Here is a 16,509-nt window from a genome sequence, read left to right on the forward strand (position 1 = left end):
ACCCAAGGAGTAGCACCATGTTCAAGCACATTCTGGTTCCTGTCGACGGTTCCAAGACCTCCATGCTGGCCGTCTCCAAGGCCGCAGGCCTGGCCAAGACCTTTGGCAGCGCCGTCACTGCGGTGTATGTGATCGACCCGTATCCCTTCACCGGCGTGGGTGCCGACTTTGCCTACGGACAGGCCCAATACATCAGTGCCGCCACGGCCGAGGCCAACGCAGCGTTGGATGCCACCAAGCAGGCCATGGCCGATGCGGGTGTGCAGGTCACCACCGTGGTGGGCGAGGGCCACGCGGTGCACGATGGCATCCTGCGCGCGCTGGAGAGCACGGGCGCCGACCTCATCGTGATGGGCTCGCATGGCCGGCGTGGCCTGGAAAAGCTGGTGCTGGGCAGCGTCACGCAGCGTGTGCTGGGTGTGGTGCACATCCCTGTGCTGGTGGTGCGGGACTGATTGTTTTTGCCCCATGCAAAACGGCTCCTTTCGGAGCCGTTTTTTATTGCAGCAAGCGCTGCAGGCGGTCACTCGATCTTTGCGCCCGAGGCTTCCACAATGCCCTTCCACTTGGCGTAGTCGGTCTTGAGCAGGGTGTTGAACTGAGCGGCCGACATGGCCTCTGGCTCGGCGCCCTGGGCGTGGATGGCGGCCTTCATTTCAGGGGTGGCCAGCAGCTTGTTGATTTCTGCGTTGACGACGTTCACCACGGTGGCTGGTGTACCGGCGGGCGCAAACACGCCGTACCAGGTGCTCACATCAAAGTCCTTGAAGCCCGACTCGGACACGGTGGGCACCTCGGGCATGGACGAACTGCGCTTGGCCGAGGTCACAGCCAGCGGGCGCAGCTTGCCCGACTTGATCTGGGCCATGGCCGACGGCACCGAGGACATGAGCAAGTCCACGTTGCCCGACAGCGCATCCATCAGCGCAGGGTTGGAGCCCTTGTACGGGATGTGGCTGAGCTTGATGCCCGCAGCCTTCTCGAACAGGTCACCCGCCAGGTGGATGGAGGTGCCGTTGCCGGGCGACCCGTAGGTGATGGTGCCGGGAGCAGCCTTGGCGGCAGCTACCACGTCGGCCAGCGTCTTGAACTTGGAGTTGGCACTGGTGGCAATGACCACGGGCGTGTAGGCCACATGGGCCACGGCGGTCAGGTCCTTGGTGGGGTCCCAGGGCAGGTTCTTGTACAGCCAGGGGCCGATCACCAGGTTGTCCTTCTGGCCCATGACCAGGTCATAGCCCGTGGGCGCGGCCTTGACGGCCTCGCCAATGCCGATGGTGCCGCCCGCGCCGGCGCGGTTGTCGGCGACCACGGTCCACTTGGCGCTCTCGGTGAGCTTGGTGGCCACCAGGCGCGACAGGATGTCGGTGCCGCCGCCGGGCGGGAAGGGCACGATCAGGCGGATGGGCTTGGCCGGGTAGGCCGCCGCAGGGGCTGGCGCCTGGGCGTGGGCTGTGGTGCCCAGCGCGAAGGCGAGGGCGGTGAATGAAAGCAGGGTGCGCATCATGGTGAGGGGTGTCTCCATCGGTTCAGTGGTGTGCGGGCGGCCGCTAGGCCGCTGGGTGCGGCTGCGGTGGCCCGGCTGATCTGGGGCAGCGGGCGCCAATGATCGCTTATCGACCGTGGCGCTCGCATTGCCAATAGCGGGTGGCAGCATCGCGGGTGGCGATGGCAGTGTGCGCACCCGCGTGCAGGTCAGTGCGGGTCAGAGGCGTTCAAAAATCGCCGCAATGCCCTGGCCGCCGCCAATGCACATCGTCACCAGCGCGTAGCGGCCCTGGATACGTTGCAGCTCGTGAATGGCCTTGACGGTGATGAGCGCACCGGTGGCGCCAATGGGGTGGCCCAGCGAGATGCCCGAGCCGTTGGGGTTGACCTTGGCGGGGTCCAGGCCCAGGTCTTTGGTCACGGCGCAGGCCTGGGCGGCGAAGGCCTCGTTGGCTTCGATCACGTCCAGGTCGTTGACGGTAAGGCCCGCCTTCTTCAGCGCAAGCTGCGTGGCGGGCACAGGGCCGATGCCCATGTACTTCGGGTCCACGCCCGCGTGGGCGTAGGCCACCAGGCGGGCCAGGGGCTTGGCGCCACGGGCCTTGGCGGCACCAGCTTCCATCAGCACCACGGCGGCAGCGGCGTCGTTGATGCCCGAGGCATTGCCAGCGGTCACTGTGCCGTTCTCCTTGAGGAACACGGGCTTGAGCTTGGCCAGGTCGTCCATCGTGGCGCCGGGGCGGAAGTGCTCGTCGGTGGCGTACTGCACGTCGCCCTTCTTGCTCTTCAGGGTGACGGGCACGATCTGGTCCTTGAACAGCCCGTTTTGCGTGGCGCGTTCGGCGCGGTTGTGGCTCTCGACCGCCAGCTTGTCCTGGTCTTCACGGCTGATGCCCCACTTGGCGGCGATGTTCTCGGCCGTCACACCCATGTGGATGTTGTGGAAGGGGTCGTGCAGCGCGCCGATCATCATGTCCACCATCTTGGTGTCGCCCATGCGGGCGCCCCAGCGCATGTTCAGGCTGGCAAAAGGCACGCGGCTCATGTTCTCGGCACCGGCGCCAATGGCCACGTCGGTGTCGCCCAGCAGGATGGACTGGCTGGCGCTGACGATAGCTTGCAGGCCCGAGCCGCACAGGCGGTTGACGTTGAACGCGGGCGTGCCCTCGGCGCAGCCGCCGTTGATGGCCGCCACGCGCGACAGGTACATGTCCTTGGGCTCAGTGTTCACCACGTGGCCGAACACCACGTGGCCCACGTCCTTGCCTTCCACGTTGGCGCGGGCGAGCGATTCGCGCACGACGATTGCACCCAGTTCTGTGGGGGTCACGTCCTTGAGGCTGCCGCCAAAGGTGCCAATGGCGGTGCGCACTGCGCTGACGACGACGACTTCACGGGTCATGGGGAGGTCCTTTCAGAGAAATTCAGGTCAAAACGGCTGCAAGCGCTAGTGAATCACGCGGTAGCAGCTATCAAAATAGGAGTAATCGGGCTCACGCCTCGCGCACGTCGGCCACCGGGTTGGTGCCGAAGTCTGCGCGCTCCAGCCAGGCGAGCACGCGGGTGGCGGCGTCGGCAGGCGATGTGAGCTGGCCACCCGTCTTGAGGTTGGCGAAATTCTGGCGGTCCGGGAAGGCGGCCGGGTCGGCGCCGCGCAGCTGGACCTGCATGTCGGTGTCGATCACACCGGGAGCCAGCGAGCATACCTTGGCCCCATGGGGCTTGAGGGCCTCATCCAGCGCCACACAGCGCGTGAAATGGTCCATGCCCGCCTTGGCGGCGCAGTACGCGGCCTGCGAGGCCATGGCCCGGCGGCCCAGGCCCGAGGAGATGTTGAGCACCTTGCGCGGCACCGTCCAGGTGTCCGTCGCGCCCAGGAAGGCGGCGGTGAGCTGCATGGGCGCTTCCAGCCCCACACGCAGGGCGGTGGCCAGGTCGTCCACGTCACTGGCCGATAGCGGCGCAATGCGCGGGATCATGCCCGCGTTGTTGATGAGGGTGGCGCTGGCAAACGCCTGCGGGCCCTGGGCCTGCAGCCAGGCTTGCAGCTTATGGGCCGCCTGCTCGCCCTGCGACAGGTCTTGCTGCCACTGTTCAATGGTGACGCCTGCGGCCCGGGCCTCGGCGGCCAGGTCGTCGTTGGCACTGCGGGCAATGCAGATCAGGGTGTTGCCGCTGCGCAAAAGCTGCTGGGCCATGGCCAGGCCCATGCCGCGCGATGCGCCGGTGAGGATGTAGAGGTGGTTTTGAGGCATCCCGCCATGTTACTGCGCAGTACACAGGGGCGGGAGCCGTCACTGCCCTCTGCGTGACTCCAGCGAGGCCAGCAGCAAGGCCAGCCGCGCGTCCAGCGCCGCTATATCAGCCGCCTTGAGGGCCGAAAGGATGCGGTGTTCGTTGGCCACGTGGGCCTCCACTGCGCGGTCGATCAGTTCCAGCCCCTGTGGCGTGAGCTGCACCAGCGAGCTGCGGGCGTCGGCCGGGTTGGGCAGGCGCTCGATCCAGCCTTGGGCTTCGAGCTTGGCCATGCGGTGCGTCATGGTGCCGGAGGTGACCATGAGCGTGGAGAACAGCGTGGTCGGCGCCAGGCAGTAGGGCGCGCCGCTGCGGCGCAGCGCGGCCAGCATGTCGAACTCCCAGCGGCTCAGGCCGAACTCGACAAAGGTTTCATCCAGCCGCCGCTCCAGCAGCACGGCGCAGCGCTTGATGCGCCCGATGGGGCCCATGGGGCTGGCGTCCAGGTCGGGGCGCTCGCGCTTCCACTGGGCCAGGATGGCATCGACGGCGTCGGGTGGGCGTGGGGTGGCCATGGGTTGGTGGTGGTTAAATTGTCTTGAATTCGAGATTGTATGGTAGAGTTTTTGTCTTGAATTGAAGATAAATACATGACCTCTGCACAACCCACAGCAAGCTCTTCGGTATGGCTGGATGCGCTTGCCACGGCGCTCGGGCCCGTCATCTGGGGCTCGACCTACATCGTCACCACCGAGCTGCTGCCGCCCGACCGGCCCTTTACCGCCGCGCTGCTGCGCACCTTGCCCGCAGGCTTGCTGCTGGTGCTGTGGTGCCGCCGCTGGCCGGCCTGGGGCGACTGGGTGGGGTGGCGGCGCCTGCTGGTGCTGGCGGCGCTGAACATTGGCGTGTTTCAGGCGCTGCTGTTTGTGGCGGCCTACCGGTTGCCCGGCGGCGTGGCGGCCGTGGTGGGCGCTGTGGGGCCGCTGGTGGTGATGGGCCTGACCTGGGCGCTGGACCACCGGCGCCCGCCCGCACTGGCGCTGGCTGCGGGGGCTTTCGGTGTGCTGGGCATGGCGGCGCTGCTGTTGTCGCCCGGTGCGCGCTGGGACATGGTGGGCGTGGCGGCCGCGCTGGTGGGCACGCTGTGCATGGCGGCGGGCACGTTCTGGTCGCGGCGCTGGCGGTCTGACTTGCCGGTGCTGGCGTTTACCGGCTGGCAGTTGCTGGCGGGCGGCCTCATGCTGGCGCCGGTTGCGTGGGCGGTGGACCCGCCTTTGCCTGCACTCACCCTCACCAATATCGCAGGTTATCTGTACCTCAGCCTGGCAGGCGCGCTGGTGGCCTATGCGCTGTGGTTCCGTGGCATTGCGCGGCTGCCGTCAGTGGCAGTGTCGTCACTGGGGCTGCTGAGCCCCGTCACGGCGGTGCTGCTGGGCTGGGGGCTGCTGGGGCAGGCCATGACGGGGGTGTCGCTGGTGGGCATGCTGGTGGTGCTGGCAAGCATCCTGGCCGTGCAGTGGGCCATGTCGCGCCCCGTGCCGCCGGGAGGTCGGTGACCAGCACATACTTTTGCTATCGAATGGATAGCGGTCTGCGCATGTTTCACTAGCGCTAGCGGGTAATTTGGCTAGAAATCGGCCGCCCACTCCAGTGCTACCGGCTCCCCCGTGCCGGGGTGCGCAAAGGCCAGGTGGCTGGCGTGCAGCAGCAGGCGTGGCGCCTGTGCCTGGGTGGCGGCATCGGCATACAGCGCGTCGCCCAGGATGGGGTGGCCGAGGGCGGCCAGGTGCACGCGCAATTGGTGGGTGCGGCCGGTGAGGGGCTCCAGCTCAACGCGGGCGGTCTGTGCCGCCGCGTCGTGCGCCAGCGCGCGCCATCGGGTCAGGCTGGGTTTGCCCACAGCGTGGTCGATGACGCGCAGCGGGCGCCGCTCCCAGTCGGCGGCAATGGGCAGGTCGATTTCGCTCCAGTCGCCACCCACGGTGCCCAGCAGGCCTTGCACCACCGCCTGGTAGCGTTTGTGCACCAGGCGCTCGGCAAACGCGTGGCCCAGGCGGCGCTGCGCGTCGATGTGGCGTGCCATGAGAACCAGGCCCGAGGTGGCCTGGTCCAGCCGGTGCACGACGAGCGCACCGGGCCAGCGCAGCTGTGCGCGGGCGCTCAGGCAGTCTTGCTTGTCGGGGCCCCGGCCGGGCACACACAGCAGGCCGGAGGGCTTGCACAGCACCAGCAGGTCATCGTCTTTGTACAGCGCCTGTACGCCATCTGCCACGGGCTCAGGCAGGGTCATGGCCCACGATCAGCCGCTGCACGGTGGCGCAGAGTTCCTCCACGTCGTTGGGTTTGTGGATCAGGGCCTGCGCGCCTTCGGCCAGCGCGGCCTGTTCGATCTCGGCCGTGACGTAGCCCGAGGCCAGGGCCACGGGCAGGTCGGGGCGGATGAGGCGGGCCTCGCGCACCAGATCCACACCACAAAAGCCGGGCATGTTGTAGTCGGTGACCAGCAGGTCATAGGCCTGTGGGGCGGCCCGCAACGCGGCCGTGGCCTCGTGGGGGTCGGTATAGCCGCTCACCTCGTAGCCCCGGCGGCGCAGCAGGCGCTGGACCAAAAAGACCAGGGCCTGGTCGTCGTCCACGTACATCACATGGTGCTTCTTGGCAGGTGCGGGGCTGGGCGGTGCTGAGGGGACTGGCGCAGACGCTGTGACCTCTGTAGCTGAGGGGAGTGCCTGCGGGGCCGGGTCGGTGGGCACATCGGCCGCCGCGCTGCTTGGGGTGCCGGCCGTGGCGTCAGTCGCTACCGGAAAGTACAGCGTGAACCGGCTGCCCTGGCCGGGTGTGCTTTGCACGTCCACACCGCCTTCGTGTGTGCGCATCACGCCATGCACCACCGCCAGGCCCAGGCCTGTGCCCTGGCCCACGGGCTTGGTGGTGAAGAAGGGCTCAAAGATGCGCTCCAGCGTGGCGGCGTCCATGCCGGGGCCGGTGTCGCGCACCGTCAGGGCCACGTAGTCGATGGGCGCGAGGCCCAGGCGCTCGGTCAGGCGCTGGTCGGGTTGCACCGTGGCGGCCTCCACATGGATGCTGCCGCGCTCGGTACCAATCGCATGGACAGCGTTGGTGCACAGGTTGAGCAGGGCCTGTTCGACCTGCGTGGCGTCGGCCAGTACGGGCGGCAGGCCCGCTTGCAGCTGCATGTGCAGCTCTATGGCCGGGGGCAGGGTCACACGCAGCAGGCGTTCGGTGTCGTGCACCACCTCGGCCAGCGACACGGCCGAGCGCTGCGGGGGCTCGTTGCGGCTGAAGGTGAGGATCTGGCGCACCAGGTCGCGCGCGCGGCGGCCGGCCTTGTCGATCTCCAGCAGGCTCTCCAGCACGGGCGAGCCGGGCGCGTGGGTGGCGCAGTCGGCCTTGGCCAGCTCCACATTGCCCAGAATGGCGCCCAGGATGTTGTTGAAGTCGTGCGCGATGCCCCCGGCCATGGTGCCCACGGCCTGCATCTTGTGCGACTCGCGCAACTGGGCTTCCAGTTCGTTGCGGTGCGCCTCGGCCTTCTTGCGCCCGGTCAGGTCGCGCGCGAACACGGTCGTGGTCTCGCCGCCGCCCACGCTTTCCGCATGGCGCTCGAACGACACGCTCACCTCCACCGCCAGCTCCTTGCCGCTGGCGGTCAGGGCCGTCATTTCGCCCAGCAGGGCCTGTGTGGTGAGCTGCGCAAACGCCAGGGCCTGCGCTGCATCGGGCAGAAAGCGGTCGAGCGTGCTGCCCAGCGCATCGCTGGCGCTGCACTGGAACAGCGCGGCGGCGGTGGGGTTGAACACGGTGATGCGCTGGTGCTGGTCCACGCAGATGATGGCGTCCAGCGCGGAGTTGATGACAGCCTCCAGCCGCTTTTCGCTGGCGCGGATCTGCTCGTTGCGCTGCTGCAGGGTCTCGGCGCTGTGCTGCAGCGCCTGGCGCTCGGCCAGCAGCGGGCCCTGGTCGATCACGGCGCACAAAAACTGCGACAGCGGCGGGCCGCTGGTTTGCGGTGCCTCGATGTGGGCGATGTGCAGGTCGCCGGTGATGCGCGCTGCGTCGCTGATGAGGAACACGACCTCCTTGACCTCGCTGTGCCCCAGGTCTTGCGCCTGGGTAAAGGCCTCGCGCACGCGGGCGGCGTCTTGCGGGCACACAAAAGGCATCAGCGCGGTCAGTGGCCGGTCGCGCTCGGTGGGCTGGAAAGAGCGGTGCGCCATGGAGTTGGCCTGCACCACCATGTCGTGGTCGTCCACCACCATGAGGGCCAGCGGCACGCTGGCAAACAGGGTTTCGAAGCGTTCGTACGCGCTCTCGGCCACGGCCTGGCTGTAGCGCAGCACCTTGTTCTGGTTTTCCAGTTCGGCCTGGTAGGCGCGCAGCTCGGCCACCAGGCCCTCCGCCGAAGCGCCGGGCGTGCGGGAGTGGGGGACAGGCGGGCGAGGCATGTGCTCTGCGGCTGCGGGCTGGCGGCCTGCAGGGTCCAGAAAAGACAGGTCGGGTTCACTCATGAAGGGGCGCGGTCAGCCGGGTGCGTGCCCGGGCGCTCGCCCAGGCTTTCTCAAGTGTACGCCCGCCCATCCGGCATCACGCGATGGCGGATGCACCAACAGAGCGCGGTTGCAAAGCGCTTGTGGGTCGATTGTTGATGAATTGCGAACAATCCGTTTCTTTGGCAGGGCTTACCGAACCACCGTGGGGTGCCTACAGTTCCACCATCGATACATCCCTTGATCCACAACTTCTTTCAGGACGCTGCCATGACCACAGACACCACTCTCGCCCAACCCCTGCTGAACAAGCTGCAATGGCGCTACGCCGCCAAGAAGATGAACCCCGCCAAGAAGGTGCCGCAAGAGAAGGTGGAGCGCATTTTGGAAGCCGCCCGCCTGGCGCCCACCTCCAGCGGCCTGCAGCCGTTCGAGATCATCGTGGTGACCGACCCCGCTGTGCGCGCCAAGATCCAGCCCATCGCCTGGAACCAGGCCCAGATCACCGACGGCTCGCACCTGCTGGTGTTTGCGGCATGGGACAACTACACGGCCGACCGCATCAACATGATGTTCGACCTGACCAATGACCAGCGTGGCTTCAAGAACGAAGGCTGGGAAAACTACCGCCAGATGCTGCTTAGCAGCTACCCCCAGCGCGACGCCGAAGTGAACTTCCAGCACGCAGCCCGCCAGGCCTACATCGGCATGAGCGCAGCCCTGATCGCTGCGGCCTTTGAAGAAGTGGACTCGACACCCATGGAAGGCTTCGACCCCAACGCGCTGGATGAAATCCTGGGCCTGCGTGCGCGCGGCCTGCGCAGCGTCGCCATCTTGCCGCTGGGCTACCGCGCCGACGAAGGCGACTGGCTGGTGAACCTGAAGAAGGTGCGCCGCCCCCGCGAGCAGTTCGTGACCGAAGTCTGAGGATCTCCTCCTCAGGCACAAAAAAGGCTGGACAGTGGTCCAGCCTTTTTTTTTGCGTGGGTAGCCTCAGCGTGTGGCGGGCGCTGCATCCGTCACGCGGCGCATGGGTGTCAGCCCAAAGGCCAGTGCGGCCAGCACCACCAGCGTCCCTCCGCTGGCGGCAAACAGCTGTGTGAGCGTGATGCTCTTCATCACCCAGCCGGTGACGGCGGCGGAGATGGGTGCCAGGCCCATGAAGATGAACATGAACAGGCTCATCGCGCGGCCCAGCAGGGCGGGGGGGACCCGGTGCTGGATCCAGGTGAACACGCTCACCTGCATGAATCCGCCGAGCAGGCCGATGACCAGCATCAGCACCGCGCCTTGCCACACGGCGGTGATCAGGCCCATCGGCATGAACAGCGCGCCAATGATGGCGTCGAACGCCAGGATGGTCATGCCCAGGCTGCCAAACCGCAGCCGGGGCACCGTGCCCGATACCACCATGCCCAGTAACGTGCCCGCACCATGGGCGCCTACGATGATGCCGAAGGCTGCAGCACCCAGCTGCGGGCTGCTGCTGGCCAATACCGGAATGGCGATGTGGATGGGGCCCATGATGAACAGGGCAATGGCGCTCCAGTACAAAAAGCAGGTGCGCAGCTCGCTGTCACGCCAGAAGTGACCGAGGCCCTGCGCCACCGAAGCGAGCACCGCCTGTGGCGCGGCCGTGGGGGCGGAAAGGTCCGCAAGGCCCGCACGCGTCTGCACCTTGGACAGCGTCCAGGCCGACACGGCGAAGCTCAGCGCATCCAGCGCGAAGGCGATGCCGATGCCAGTGGCGTTGGCGTGTGCTGGCGCATCCGCAGCGGTGTGGGCCGCGCCACCGGCGCCAAACAGTGCAATCAACAGCCCCGCGAGCAAGGGCCCCAGGAACATCGTCAGCTGCCGCAGGCCCAGGCTGATGCCGTTGGCGGCCTGCAGCTGGGGGCGTGCCACCACCGACGGCATCATGGCCGTGCCCGCCGGAATGCTGAAGGCCGTGGCGAGCCCAATGCCCAGCGACAGCGCGTACACCATCCACAACGACAGCGTGCCCGCAAACACCAGCCCCGCCAGCGCGGCCAGCAGCACCAGGTTGACGTATTTGGTGATCATCAGCACCTGCTTGGGCGAATGGCGGTCTACCAGCGCGCCGCCGATCAGGATGAACAAGGCGCGCGGCACGCTGATGAGGGCCAGCACGGTGCCCAGCACCAGCGTGTCGCCGGTCATCTGCAGCACCAGCCAGGGCAGTGCGATCAGCGTGAACTGGTCGCCCAGCATGGACAGGGCCGAGCCGCCAATCATCCAGCGGAAGTTGGGGTCCTGCAGCAGTGCGGCGCGCGGGTCTGCGGGTGGGATTGCAGGGCCTGCGCCGGGTGGGTGGGCAGGACGGGGTGAGGTGTCAGGTCGCATGAACGAGGTCTCCCAAAGAATGACGGGTGTGCGTGCGCCCCGTGAGCAAGCGGCCCACAGCAGTAAAACGCACGCAAAGGTGGTAACTGGCCAGGCACAGGGCGGTCGTGGCCAGCACGTTGATCAGCATCTTGGCCAGGGCTGGAACGGGCAGGCCGTACAGCAGCGCACCCAGGCCGATCGTGAGTGGCAGGTGCACCAGGTACACCCAGTACGAGCTGTCGGCCAGGTAGGCCAGCCAGGCGCGGGGCTGGCCGACATGGCGCAGAAACAGCCCGATCAGCGCAAAGCTCCAGAGCCACGACGCGCTGTTGTAGGCCAGGGCCATCCAGAACTGCAGGTGGCGCGTGGCCGATACGGGCGCGGCCAGCAGATCGGTAAACGCCCCGGTGACCAGCACCAGCACAAAGGCCGATGCTTCGGGCTGAGCCAGCACTTCCGAAAGCAGTGCAGTGACCAGAAAGCCCACCAGCCCCAAGCCGGCCAGCGCAGGCCAGTGCCGTTCGTAGCGCGTCATGAGCGCCTTGCGGTGCACGTGCAGGCTCAGGCCAAAGCCGTAGAACAGCCCGTTGTGTATCCATTCCGCCAGCGGTGGCAGGAAGGACCCGCTGGGCGTGACGATGCCGTGGTCGTAGCCCGCGCCAATCCACGCCAGGGGCAGCGTGAGCATCAGCAGGCCCGCAGGTGTGCCGCCGAGCCAGAGGGCACCGCGTCGCAGGGCCTGCTGCAGCCCTGCGGGCAATGCGCGTACCGCCCTCCATGCCACGGGCATCAGCAGCGCCAGCCACAGCAGCATCCACAAGAACCACAGGTGCATGGTGGCTGGGCCCTGGGGCACGTTGGGGCCTCGGGGCAGCAGGCTGCGGTCTACACCCCAGGTGCCATAGGCCATGCGGTGCAGAAACATCAGCCCGAGCAGCGCACAGGCCACGAACAGCGGCGGCCAGAACAGCGCAAAAGGCAGACCGAGACGGCGCAGGCGGTTGCGCACCATGCCAGCCAGCCCCTGGCGTTGGACCAGCGCCGCTACAAAGAACCCGGAGAGGATGAAAAACAAGGGCATGCGAAAGGCATGGATCACCGCCACCAGCAGGTCTGCCAGGGGGCTGGACCGGTCGTCGTGCCAGGGCAGGGGCGACGGCCGGCTCATGTAGAGCACCGAGACATGCAGCACGATGCCCAGCCACATCATGGTGGCGCGCAGGTTGTCCAGCGCGTGCAACCGCCGGGTGGGGGCAGAGGGGCTGGAGGAAGGTGTCGATCCGTTCATGGGGACCGACTGTGAGGCCTCACGTTGCGTGAGGGTCAAGCACTTTCAGTGGCTTTTTGGCGACGGTGTGGCCGCCTCAGGGGCGGCAGCTGCAGCGGTCCAAGTAGGCGTTGGCATCGCCTGTGCCAGCGCTGCCTGCAGGTAGGCACGCACAGGCGCGCTCAGCGGCGAGCCAGCCTGCAACAGCGGCTCGTTGGCCGACGCCGTGAGCAGCTTGTGGCGCAATTGCGCATCGTTGCGGGTCAGTTGGTTGAACAGCGTGTTCCAGCGCAAAGCCGCAGCCGCTGCGTCGGCGTGGTGGGTGGGGATCTGGCGGTCCAGCAACTGTTGCACGTCACGTTCCAACGCCGCCCATGCGGTGTGCGGAACATGGCCCAGCGTGCGCAGGTCGTCGCGGGTCAGGTATTTCATCAGCAACGCCAGGCGCAGCTCGATGGCGGCCTCCACATAGGCAATCATGTCACCGGGCGGCGCATGGTTGCGCCCCTGGGCACTGGGCTCGGTGCGAAACATGTGGCCCCAGCGGTCCAGCAGATCGAGGTCGCCCCCCATCCAGTGCAGCATCAGTGCCATCCACCGGTAAGCCAATGCCTGCACTTCGGGCGAATCGGGTGGCAGCTGGCGGTCCATGGCGCTGCGCACCAGGTCTTTGACCACGAGCCAGTCGGCCTCGATCAGGCTCCAGTTGGTGAAGATCTGCTTGAGTTCTGTGGTGCTGAAGTACTTGCCATAGGTCGTCATCAGCGCCAGGGCTTCGAGCCAGTTGCCCATGTCAGGCTCGGCACCCGCCATGAGACCATCGCGCAGCATGGTCAGGCGCCCGCGCAGCTCTGTGGCCTGGGTGATCTGCTGGTCCAGCGCGCGGATCTGCTGGCCGATGATGCGCTCGGGTGCTACCCCGTCGCCCGCCAGCAGCTCGGCAATGTCGCTGAGCGCCAGGCCCATCTGGCGCATGGTTTGGATGCCATGCAGCCGCTGCACGTCAGCCTGGCTGTACAGGCGGTACCCTGCGTCCGACCGGCCCGAGGGCTTGAGCAGTCCGACCTCGTCATAGTGGTGCAGCGTGCGCACCGTGAGCCCGGTGCGCCGCGCGAGGTCGCCGACCTTCAGCAGCATGGGATCAGCGGCCGACGGAGATCAGCTCGATCTCAAAGTTCAGCGTGGCGTTGGGGGGAATCACGCCGCCCGCACCGGCTGCACCATAGGCGATGGCAGGTGGGCAGGTCAGCTTGGCCTTGCCACCGGGCTTCATGCGCTGCACGCCTTCGGTCCAGCAAGGGATCACGCGATTGAGCGGGAACGAGGTGGGTTCGCCGCGCTTGTAGGAGCTGTCGAACTCCTTGCCGTCGAGGAACGTGCCCTTGTAGTGCACCTTGACCGTGTCGGTGGCCTTGGGCGATTCGCCCGTGCCGTCTTTGAGTGATTCATAAATCAAGCCGCTGGCCGTTGTGACGGGCTTGGAGGTCTGGGCCATGGCGGCGGGGGCCATCACAACGGTGGCGAGCAAGAGGCACAAGAGGTTTCGCAAAGGGGGCTCCTGAAAGAGTGAATCACAACGCAGCCCGCGATCTTATGCGCGTTCGTGCCACGGCCTGTGGGAGCGGCACCACGAAAAAAGCCCTGGGCACGCGAGCGCCAGGGCTTGGAAGGCCAAGAGCCACGGCAGCGGACGCGCCGCCGGGGTCGCTATGGCAGGGTCAGGCGTAGTCGCTCACCGGGATGCAACTGCAGCTCAGGTTGCGGTCGCCCCACACGTTGTCCACGCGGCCCACGGGCGACCAGTATTTGTTGCTGCGCAGTGCAGCCACGGGGTAGGCAGCCGCTTCGCGGGTGTAGGGGCGGTTCCACTCGCCGCTCAGCAGGCTTTCTGCGGTGTGCGGGGCGTTCTTGAGCGGGTTGTTGTCCTGCGGCAGCTTGCCTGCTTCGATCTGGCGGATCTCGTCGCGGATGGCGATCATCGCGTCGATGAAGCGGTCCAGCTCAAACAGGGTTTCGCTCTCGGTGGGCTCCACCATCAACGTGTTGGGCACCGGGAAGCTCAGCGTGGGCGCGTGGAAGCCGTAGTCGATCAGGCGCTTGGCCACGTCTTCGGCCATCACACCGCTGGTGTCCTTGAGCTGGCGCAGGTCCAGAATGCACTCGTGGGCCACATGGCCGTTTTCGCTCGCGTACAGCGTGGGGTAGTGGTCCTTGAGGCGTGCGCTGATGTAGTTGGCGCTCAGGATGGCGGTCTCGGTGGCCGCCTGCAGGCCTTCGGCGCCCATCATGCGGATGTACATCCAGCTTATGGGCAGCACGGCAGCGTTGCCCAGCGGGGCAGCGCTGACGGCGCCCACGCCGCCTGCCACGCCCGCTGTGGCATGGCCGGGCAGGAAGGGCACAAGGTCTTCCACCACGCAGACGGGGCCGACGCCGGGGCCGCCACCGCCGTGGGGGATGCAGAAGGTCTTGTGCAGGTTCAGGTGGCTCACGTCGCCGCCAAACTCGCCGGGGGCGGCCACACCGACCAGTGCGTTCATGTTGGCGCCGTCCACGTACACGCGGCCGCCGTGGCTGTGCACCAGGGCGCACAGCTCTTTCACGCTGGTCTCGAACACGCCGTGCGTGCTGGGGTAGGTGATCATCACGGCGGCCAGGTTGGCGCTGTGTTGTTCGCACTTGGCTTTCAGGTCCACCAGGTCCACGTTGCCATTGGCATCGCAGGCCGTCACCACCACCTGCATGCCCACCATCTGGGCGCTGGCGGGGTTGGTGCCGTGTGCGCTGCTGGGGATCAGGCAGATGTTGCGGTGGCCTTCGCCACGCGACTCGTGGTAGCCCTTGATGGCCAGCAGGCCCGCGTATTCGCCCTGCGAGCCAGCGTTGGGCTGCAGGCTGATGCCCGCGTAGCCCGTGGCCTGGCACAGCCAGGCGCGCAGCTGCTCGTCCAGCTCCTTGTAGCCCACCAGCTGGTCCGCGGGGGCGAACGGGTGCACGTTGGCGAACCCGGGCCAGGTGATGGGGATCATCTCGCTGGTGGCGTTGAGCTTCATGGTGCACGAGCCCAGCGGGATCATGCTGCGGTCCAGTGCAAGGTCCTTGTCGGACAGCTGGCGGATGTAGCGCAGCATGCCCGTCTCGCTGTGGTGGGTGTTGAACACCGGGTGCGTCAGGTAGCTGCTTGCGCGGCGCAGCTCGGTGGGGATCAGCGGCTCCACGCCCTTTTCAAACGCATCGAAGGTGGGCAGCGCCTGGCCGTCCTTGGCGAAGATCTTCCAGAGCAGCTCGATGTCGGCGCGTGTGGTGGTCTCGTCCAGCGAGATGCACAGGTACTCTTCAAAGTAAATTCGCAGGTTGGCGCCCATCTGCACTGCGCGAGCAGCTATGGATTTGGTAGCGGCGCCGGTGTGCAGACTCAGCGTGTCGAAGGTCGCCTGCTCACGCACTGGGGCGCCCAGCTGCTTCAGGCCCTGGGCCAGGACGGCGGTATAGGCAGCCACGCGCTGTGCAATGCGCTTGAGGCCTTCGGGGCCGTGGTACACGGCGTACATGCTGGCGATCACGGCGGGCAGTACCTGGGCCGTGCAGATGTTGGAGGTGGCCTTTTCGCGGCGGATGTGCTGTTCGCGCGTTTGCAGGGCCAGGCGGTAGGCGGGCTTGCCATGCACGTCCACGCTCACGCCCACCAGGCGGCCAGGCATGCTACGCTTGAATTCGTCGCGGCAGGCCATGTAGGCAGCGTGGGGGCCCCCGGCGCCCATGGGCATGCCAAAACGCTGGGTGGTGCCCACCACAATGTCGGCACCTTGTTCGCCGGGTGGCGTGATGAGGGTGAGCGCCAGCAGGTCGGCCGCCACGATGAAGGCCGCTTGTTTGGCATGGGCCTTTTCCACGTCGGCGCGCAGGTCGTCAATGCGGCCGCTGGTGGCGGGGTACTGGGCCAGCACGGCAAAGTAGTCACCGTCCAGCAGGGTGCTCCATTCTTCGGCCGAATTGGCCAGGCGCACTTCCAGGCCCAGGGGCTTGGCGCGGGTCTGGATGACCTCGATGGTCTGTGGGTGGGCATCGCCCGCCACCACAAACACGTTGCTCTTGTTCTTGACCGAGCGCTTGGCCAGCGTCATGGCCTCGGCGGCGGCGGTGGCTTCGTCCAGCATGGACGCATTGGCAATCGGCATGCCGGTGAGGTCGCACACCATGGTCTGGAAGTTGACCAGGGCTTCCATGCGGCCTTGCGAAATCTCAGCCTGGTAGGGCGTGTAGGCGGTGTACCAGGCGGGGTTCTCCAGGATGTTGCGCAGGATGACGCCGGGCGTGTGCGTGCCGTAGTAGCCCTGGCCGATGAAGCTCTTGAGCAGCTGATTCTTGCCCGCGATGGCCTTGAGTTCTGCCAGTGCCGCTGCTTCGGTGAGCGGCGCTGGCAGGTCCATGCCCCGGCTGCGTGCGATGGAGCGCGGCACGATGGATTCGATGAGCGCACGGCGCGAGGCCTCGCCGATCACCGACAGCATGTGCGCTTCGTCGGCCGCGTCGATGCCGATGTGGCGGGGCAGGAATTCGGTGGCGTTTTCAAGCGCGCCAAGGGGGGTGGCGGATTGCATCAGCATGGGGCAGTCTCGTAGGTCGCAGCGGGTTGGGGGCGGTGCCGGGAAAAGAGCACGCACG

General features: G+C 66.9%; 14 protein-coding genes. 3 read left to right on the top strand and 11 right to left on the bottom strand.

Annotated elements, in window-relative coordinates; translation table 11 throughout:
- Window positions 1–17 precede the first annotated feature (17 nt).
- Window positions 18–455 carry a universal stress protein gene (locus ACOYR4_RS09995; RefSeq protein ID WP_056067661.1) on the top strand — a complete coding sequence of 146 codons (438 nt, stop codon included), beginning with the start codon at window positions 18–20 and terminating at the stop codon, window positions 453–455.
- A 68-nt stretch (window positions 456–523) separates the two neighbouring features.
- Here the strand turns inward: ACOYR4_RS09995 and ACOYR4_RS10000 are convergent, their stop codons facing one another.
- The 4 genes from ACOYR4_RS10000 to ACOYR4_RS10015 form a co-directional block, all read right to left on the bottom strand.
- Window positions 524–1,507 carry a tripartite tricarboxylate transporter substrate binding protein gene (locus tag ACOYR4_RS10000; RefSeq protein WP_291444516.1) on the bottom strand — a complete coding sequence of 328 codons (984 nt, stop codon included), beginning with the start codon at window positions 1,505–1,507 and terminating at the stop codon, window positions 524–526.
- A gap of 198 nt (window positions 1,508–1,705) precedes the next feature.
- Complete coding sequence (gene bktB, locus ACOYR4_RS10005; RefSeq protein WP_422849423.1) at window positions 1,706–2,890, bottom strand: beta-ketothiolase BktB; 1,185 nt, start codon at window positions 2,888–2,890, stop codon at window positions 1,706–1,708.
- Between the two features lie 91 nt (window positions 2,891–2,981).
- Entirely contained in the window at window positions 2,982–3,743 is a 762-nt protein-coding gene (locus ACOYR4_RS10010; protein ID WP_056640525.1) for an SDR family NAD(P)-dependent oxidoreductase, read from the bottom strand.
- Window positions 3,744–3,782: 39 nt separating this feature from the next.
- On the bottom strand, window positions 3,783–4,298 hold the full coding sequence (locus tag ACOYR4_RS10015; protein WP_422849424.1) for a MarR family winged helix-turn-helix transcriptional regulator: 516 nt from the start codon (window positions 4,296–4,298) through the stop codon (window positions 3,783–3,785).
- Window positions 4,299–4,373: 75 nt separating this feature from the next.
- On the opposite strand from ACOYR4_RS10015, the gene ACOYR4_RS10020 reads away from it, so the two are divergent.
- Entirely contained in the window at window positions 4,374–5,279 is a 906-nt protein-coding gene (locus ACOYR4_RS10020; RefSeq protein WP_422849425.1) for an EamA family transporter, read from the top strand.
- 71 nt (window positions 5,280–5,350) lie between these two features.
- Here ACOYR4_RS10020 and ACOYR4_RS10025 read toward each other — a convergent pair whose 3' ends face one another.
- Both ACOYR4_RS10025 and ACOYR4_RS10030 read right to left on the bottom strand, forming a co-directional pair.
- Window positions 5,351–6,013 carry an RluA family pseudouridine synthase gene (locus ACOYR4_RS10025; RefSeq protein WP_422849426.1) on the bottom strand — a complete coding sequence of 221 codons (663 nt, stop codon included), beginning with the start codon at window positions 6,011–6,013 and terminating at the stop codon, window positions 5,351–5,353.
- Complete coding sequence (locus ACOYR4_RS10030; protein ID WP_422849427.1) at window positions 6,000–8,252, bottom strand: PAS domain-containing hybrid sensor histidine kinase/response regulator; 2,253 nt, start codon at window positions 8,250–8,252, stop codon at window positions 6,000–6,002. Before ACOYR4_RS10030 ends, ACOYR4_RS10025 begins: the two co-directional genes overlap by 14 nt.
- A gap of 249 nt (window positions 8,253–8,501) precedes the next feature.
- Between ACOYR4_RS10030 and ACOYR4_RS10035 the strand changes: the two genes are divergently transcribed.
- The gene (locus ACOYR4_RS10035) at window positions 8,502–9,158 is read left to right on the top strand and encodes an NAD(P)H-dependent oxidoreductase (protein ID WP_056067837.1); all 657 of its coding nucleotides are present in this window, start codon (window positions 8,502–8,504) and stop codon (window positions 9,156–9,158) included.
- Between the two features lie 66 nt (window positions 9,159–9,224).
- On the opposite strand, the gene ACOYR4_RS10040 is transcribed toward ACOYR4_RS10035, so the two are convergent.
- The 5 genes from ACOYR4_RS10040 to gcvP all read right to left on the bottom strand — a co-directional run bounded on the left by ACOYR4_RS10040 (window position 9,225) and on the right by gcvP (window position 16,451).
- A complete protein-coding gene (locus ACOYR4_RS10040; RefSeq protein ID WP_422849642.1) occupies window positions 9,225–10,487 on the bottom strand; it encodes an MFS transporter in 1,263 nt (420 codons plus the stop codon).
- Between the two features lie 97 nt (window positions 10,488–10,584).
- A complete protein-coding gene (locus ACOYR4_RS10045; protein ID WP_422849428.1) occupies window positions 10,585–11,865 on the bottom strand; it encodes an acyltransferase family protein in 1,281 nt (426 codons plus the stop codon).
- 45 nt (window positions 11,866–11,910) lie between these two features.
- A complete protein-coding gene (locus tag ACOYR4_RS10050) occupies window positions 11,911–12,981 on the bottom strand; it encodes a MerR family transcriptional regulator (protein ID WP_422849429.1) in 1,071 nt (356 codons plus the stop codon).
- 4 nt (window positions 12,982–12,985) lie between these two features.
- Window positions 12,986–13,354, bottom strand: coding sequence for an FKBP-type peptidyl-prolyl cis-trans isomerase (locus ACOYR4_RS10055; protein WP_291444767.1), 369 nt, complete (start codon window positions 13,352–13,354; stop codon window positions 12,986–12,988).
- 208 nt (window positions 13,355–13,562) lie between these two features.
- Window positions 13,563–16,451 (bottom strand): aminomethyl-transferring glycine dehydrogenase, encoded by a 2,889-nt coding sequence (gene gcvP, locus ACOYR4_RS10060; RefSeq protein ID WP_422849430.1) that lies wholly within the window; start codon window positions 16,449–16,451, stop codon window positions 13,563–13,565.
- Between the last annotated feature and the right edge of the window lie 58 nt (window positions 16,452–16,509).

Origin of the sequence: Acidovorax sp. M14 (genome assembly GCF_049331375.1) — a bacterium.
Lineage (GTDB): Bacteria > Pseudomonadota > Gammaproteobacteria > Burkholderiales > Burkholderiaceae_C > Acidovorax.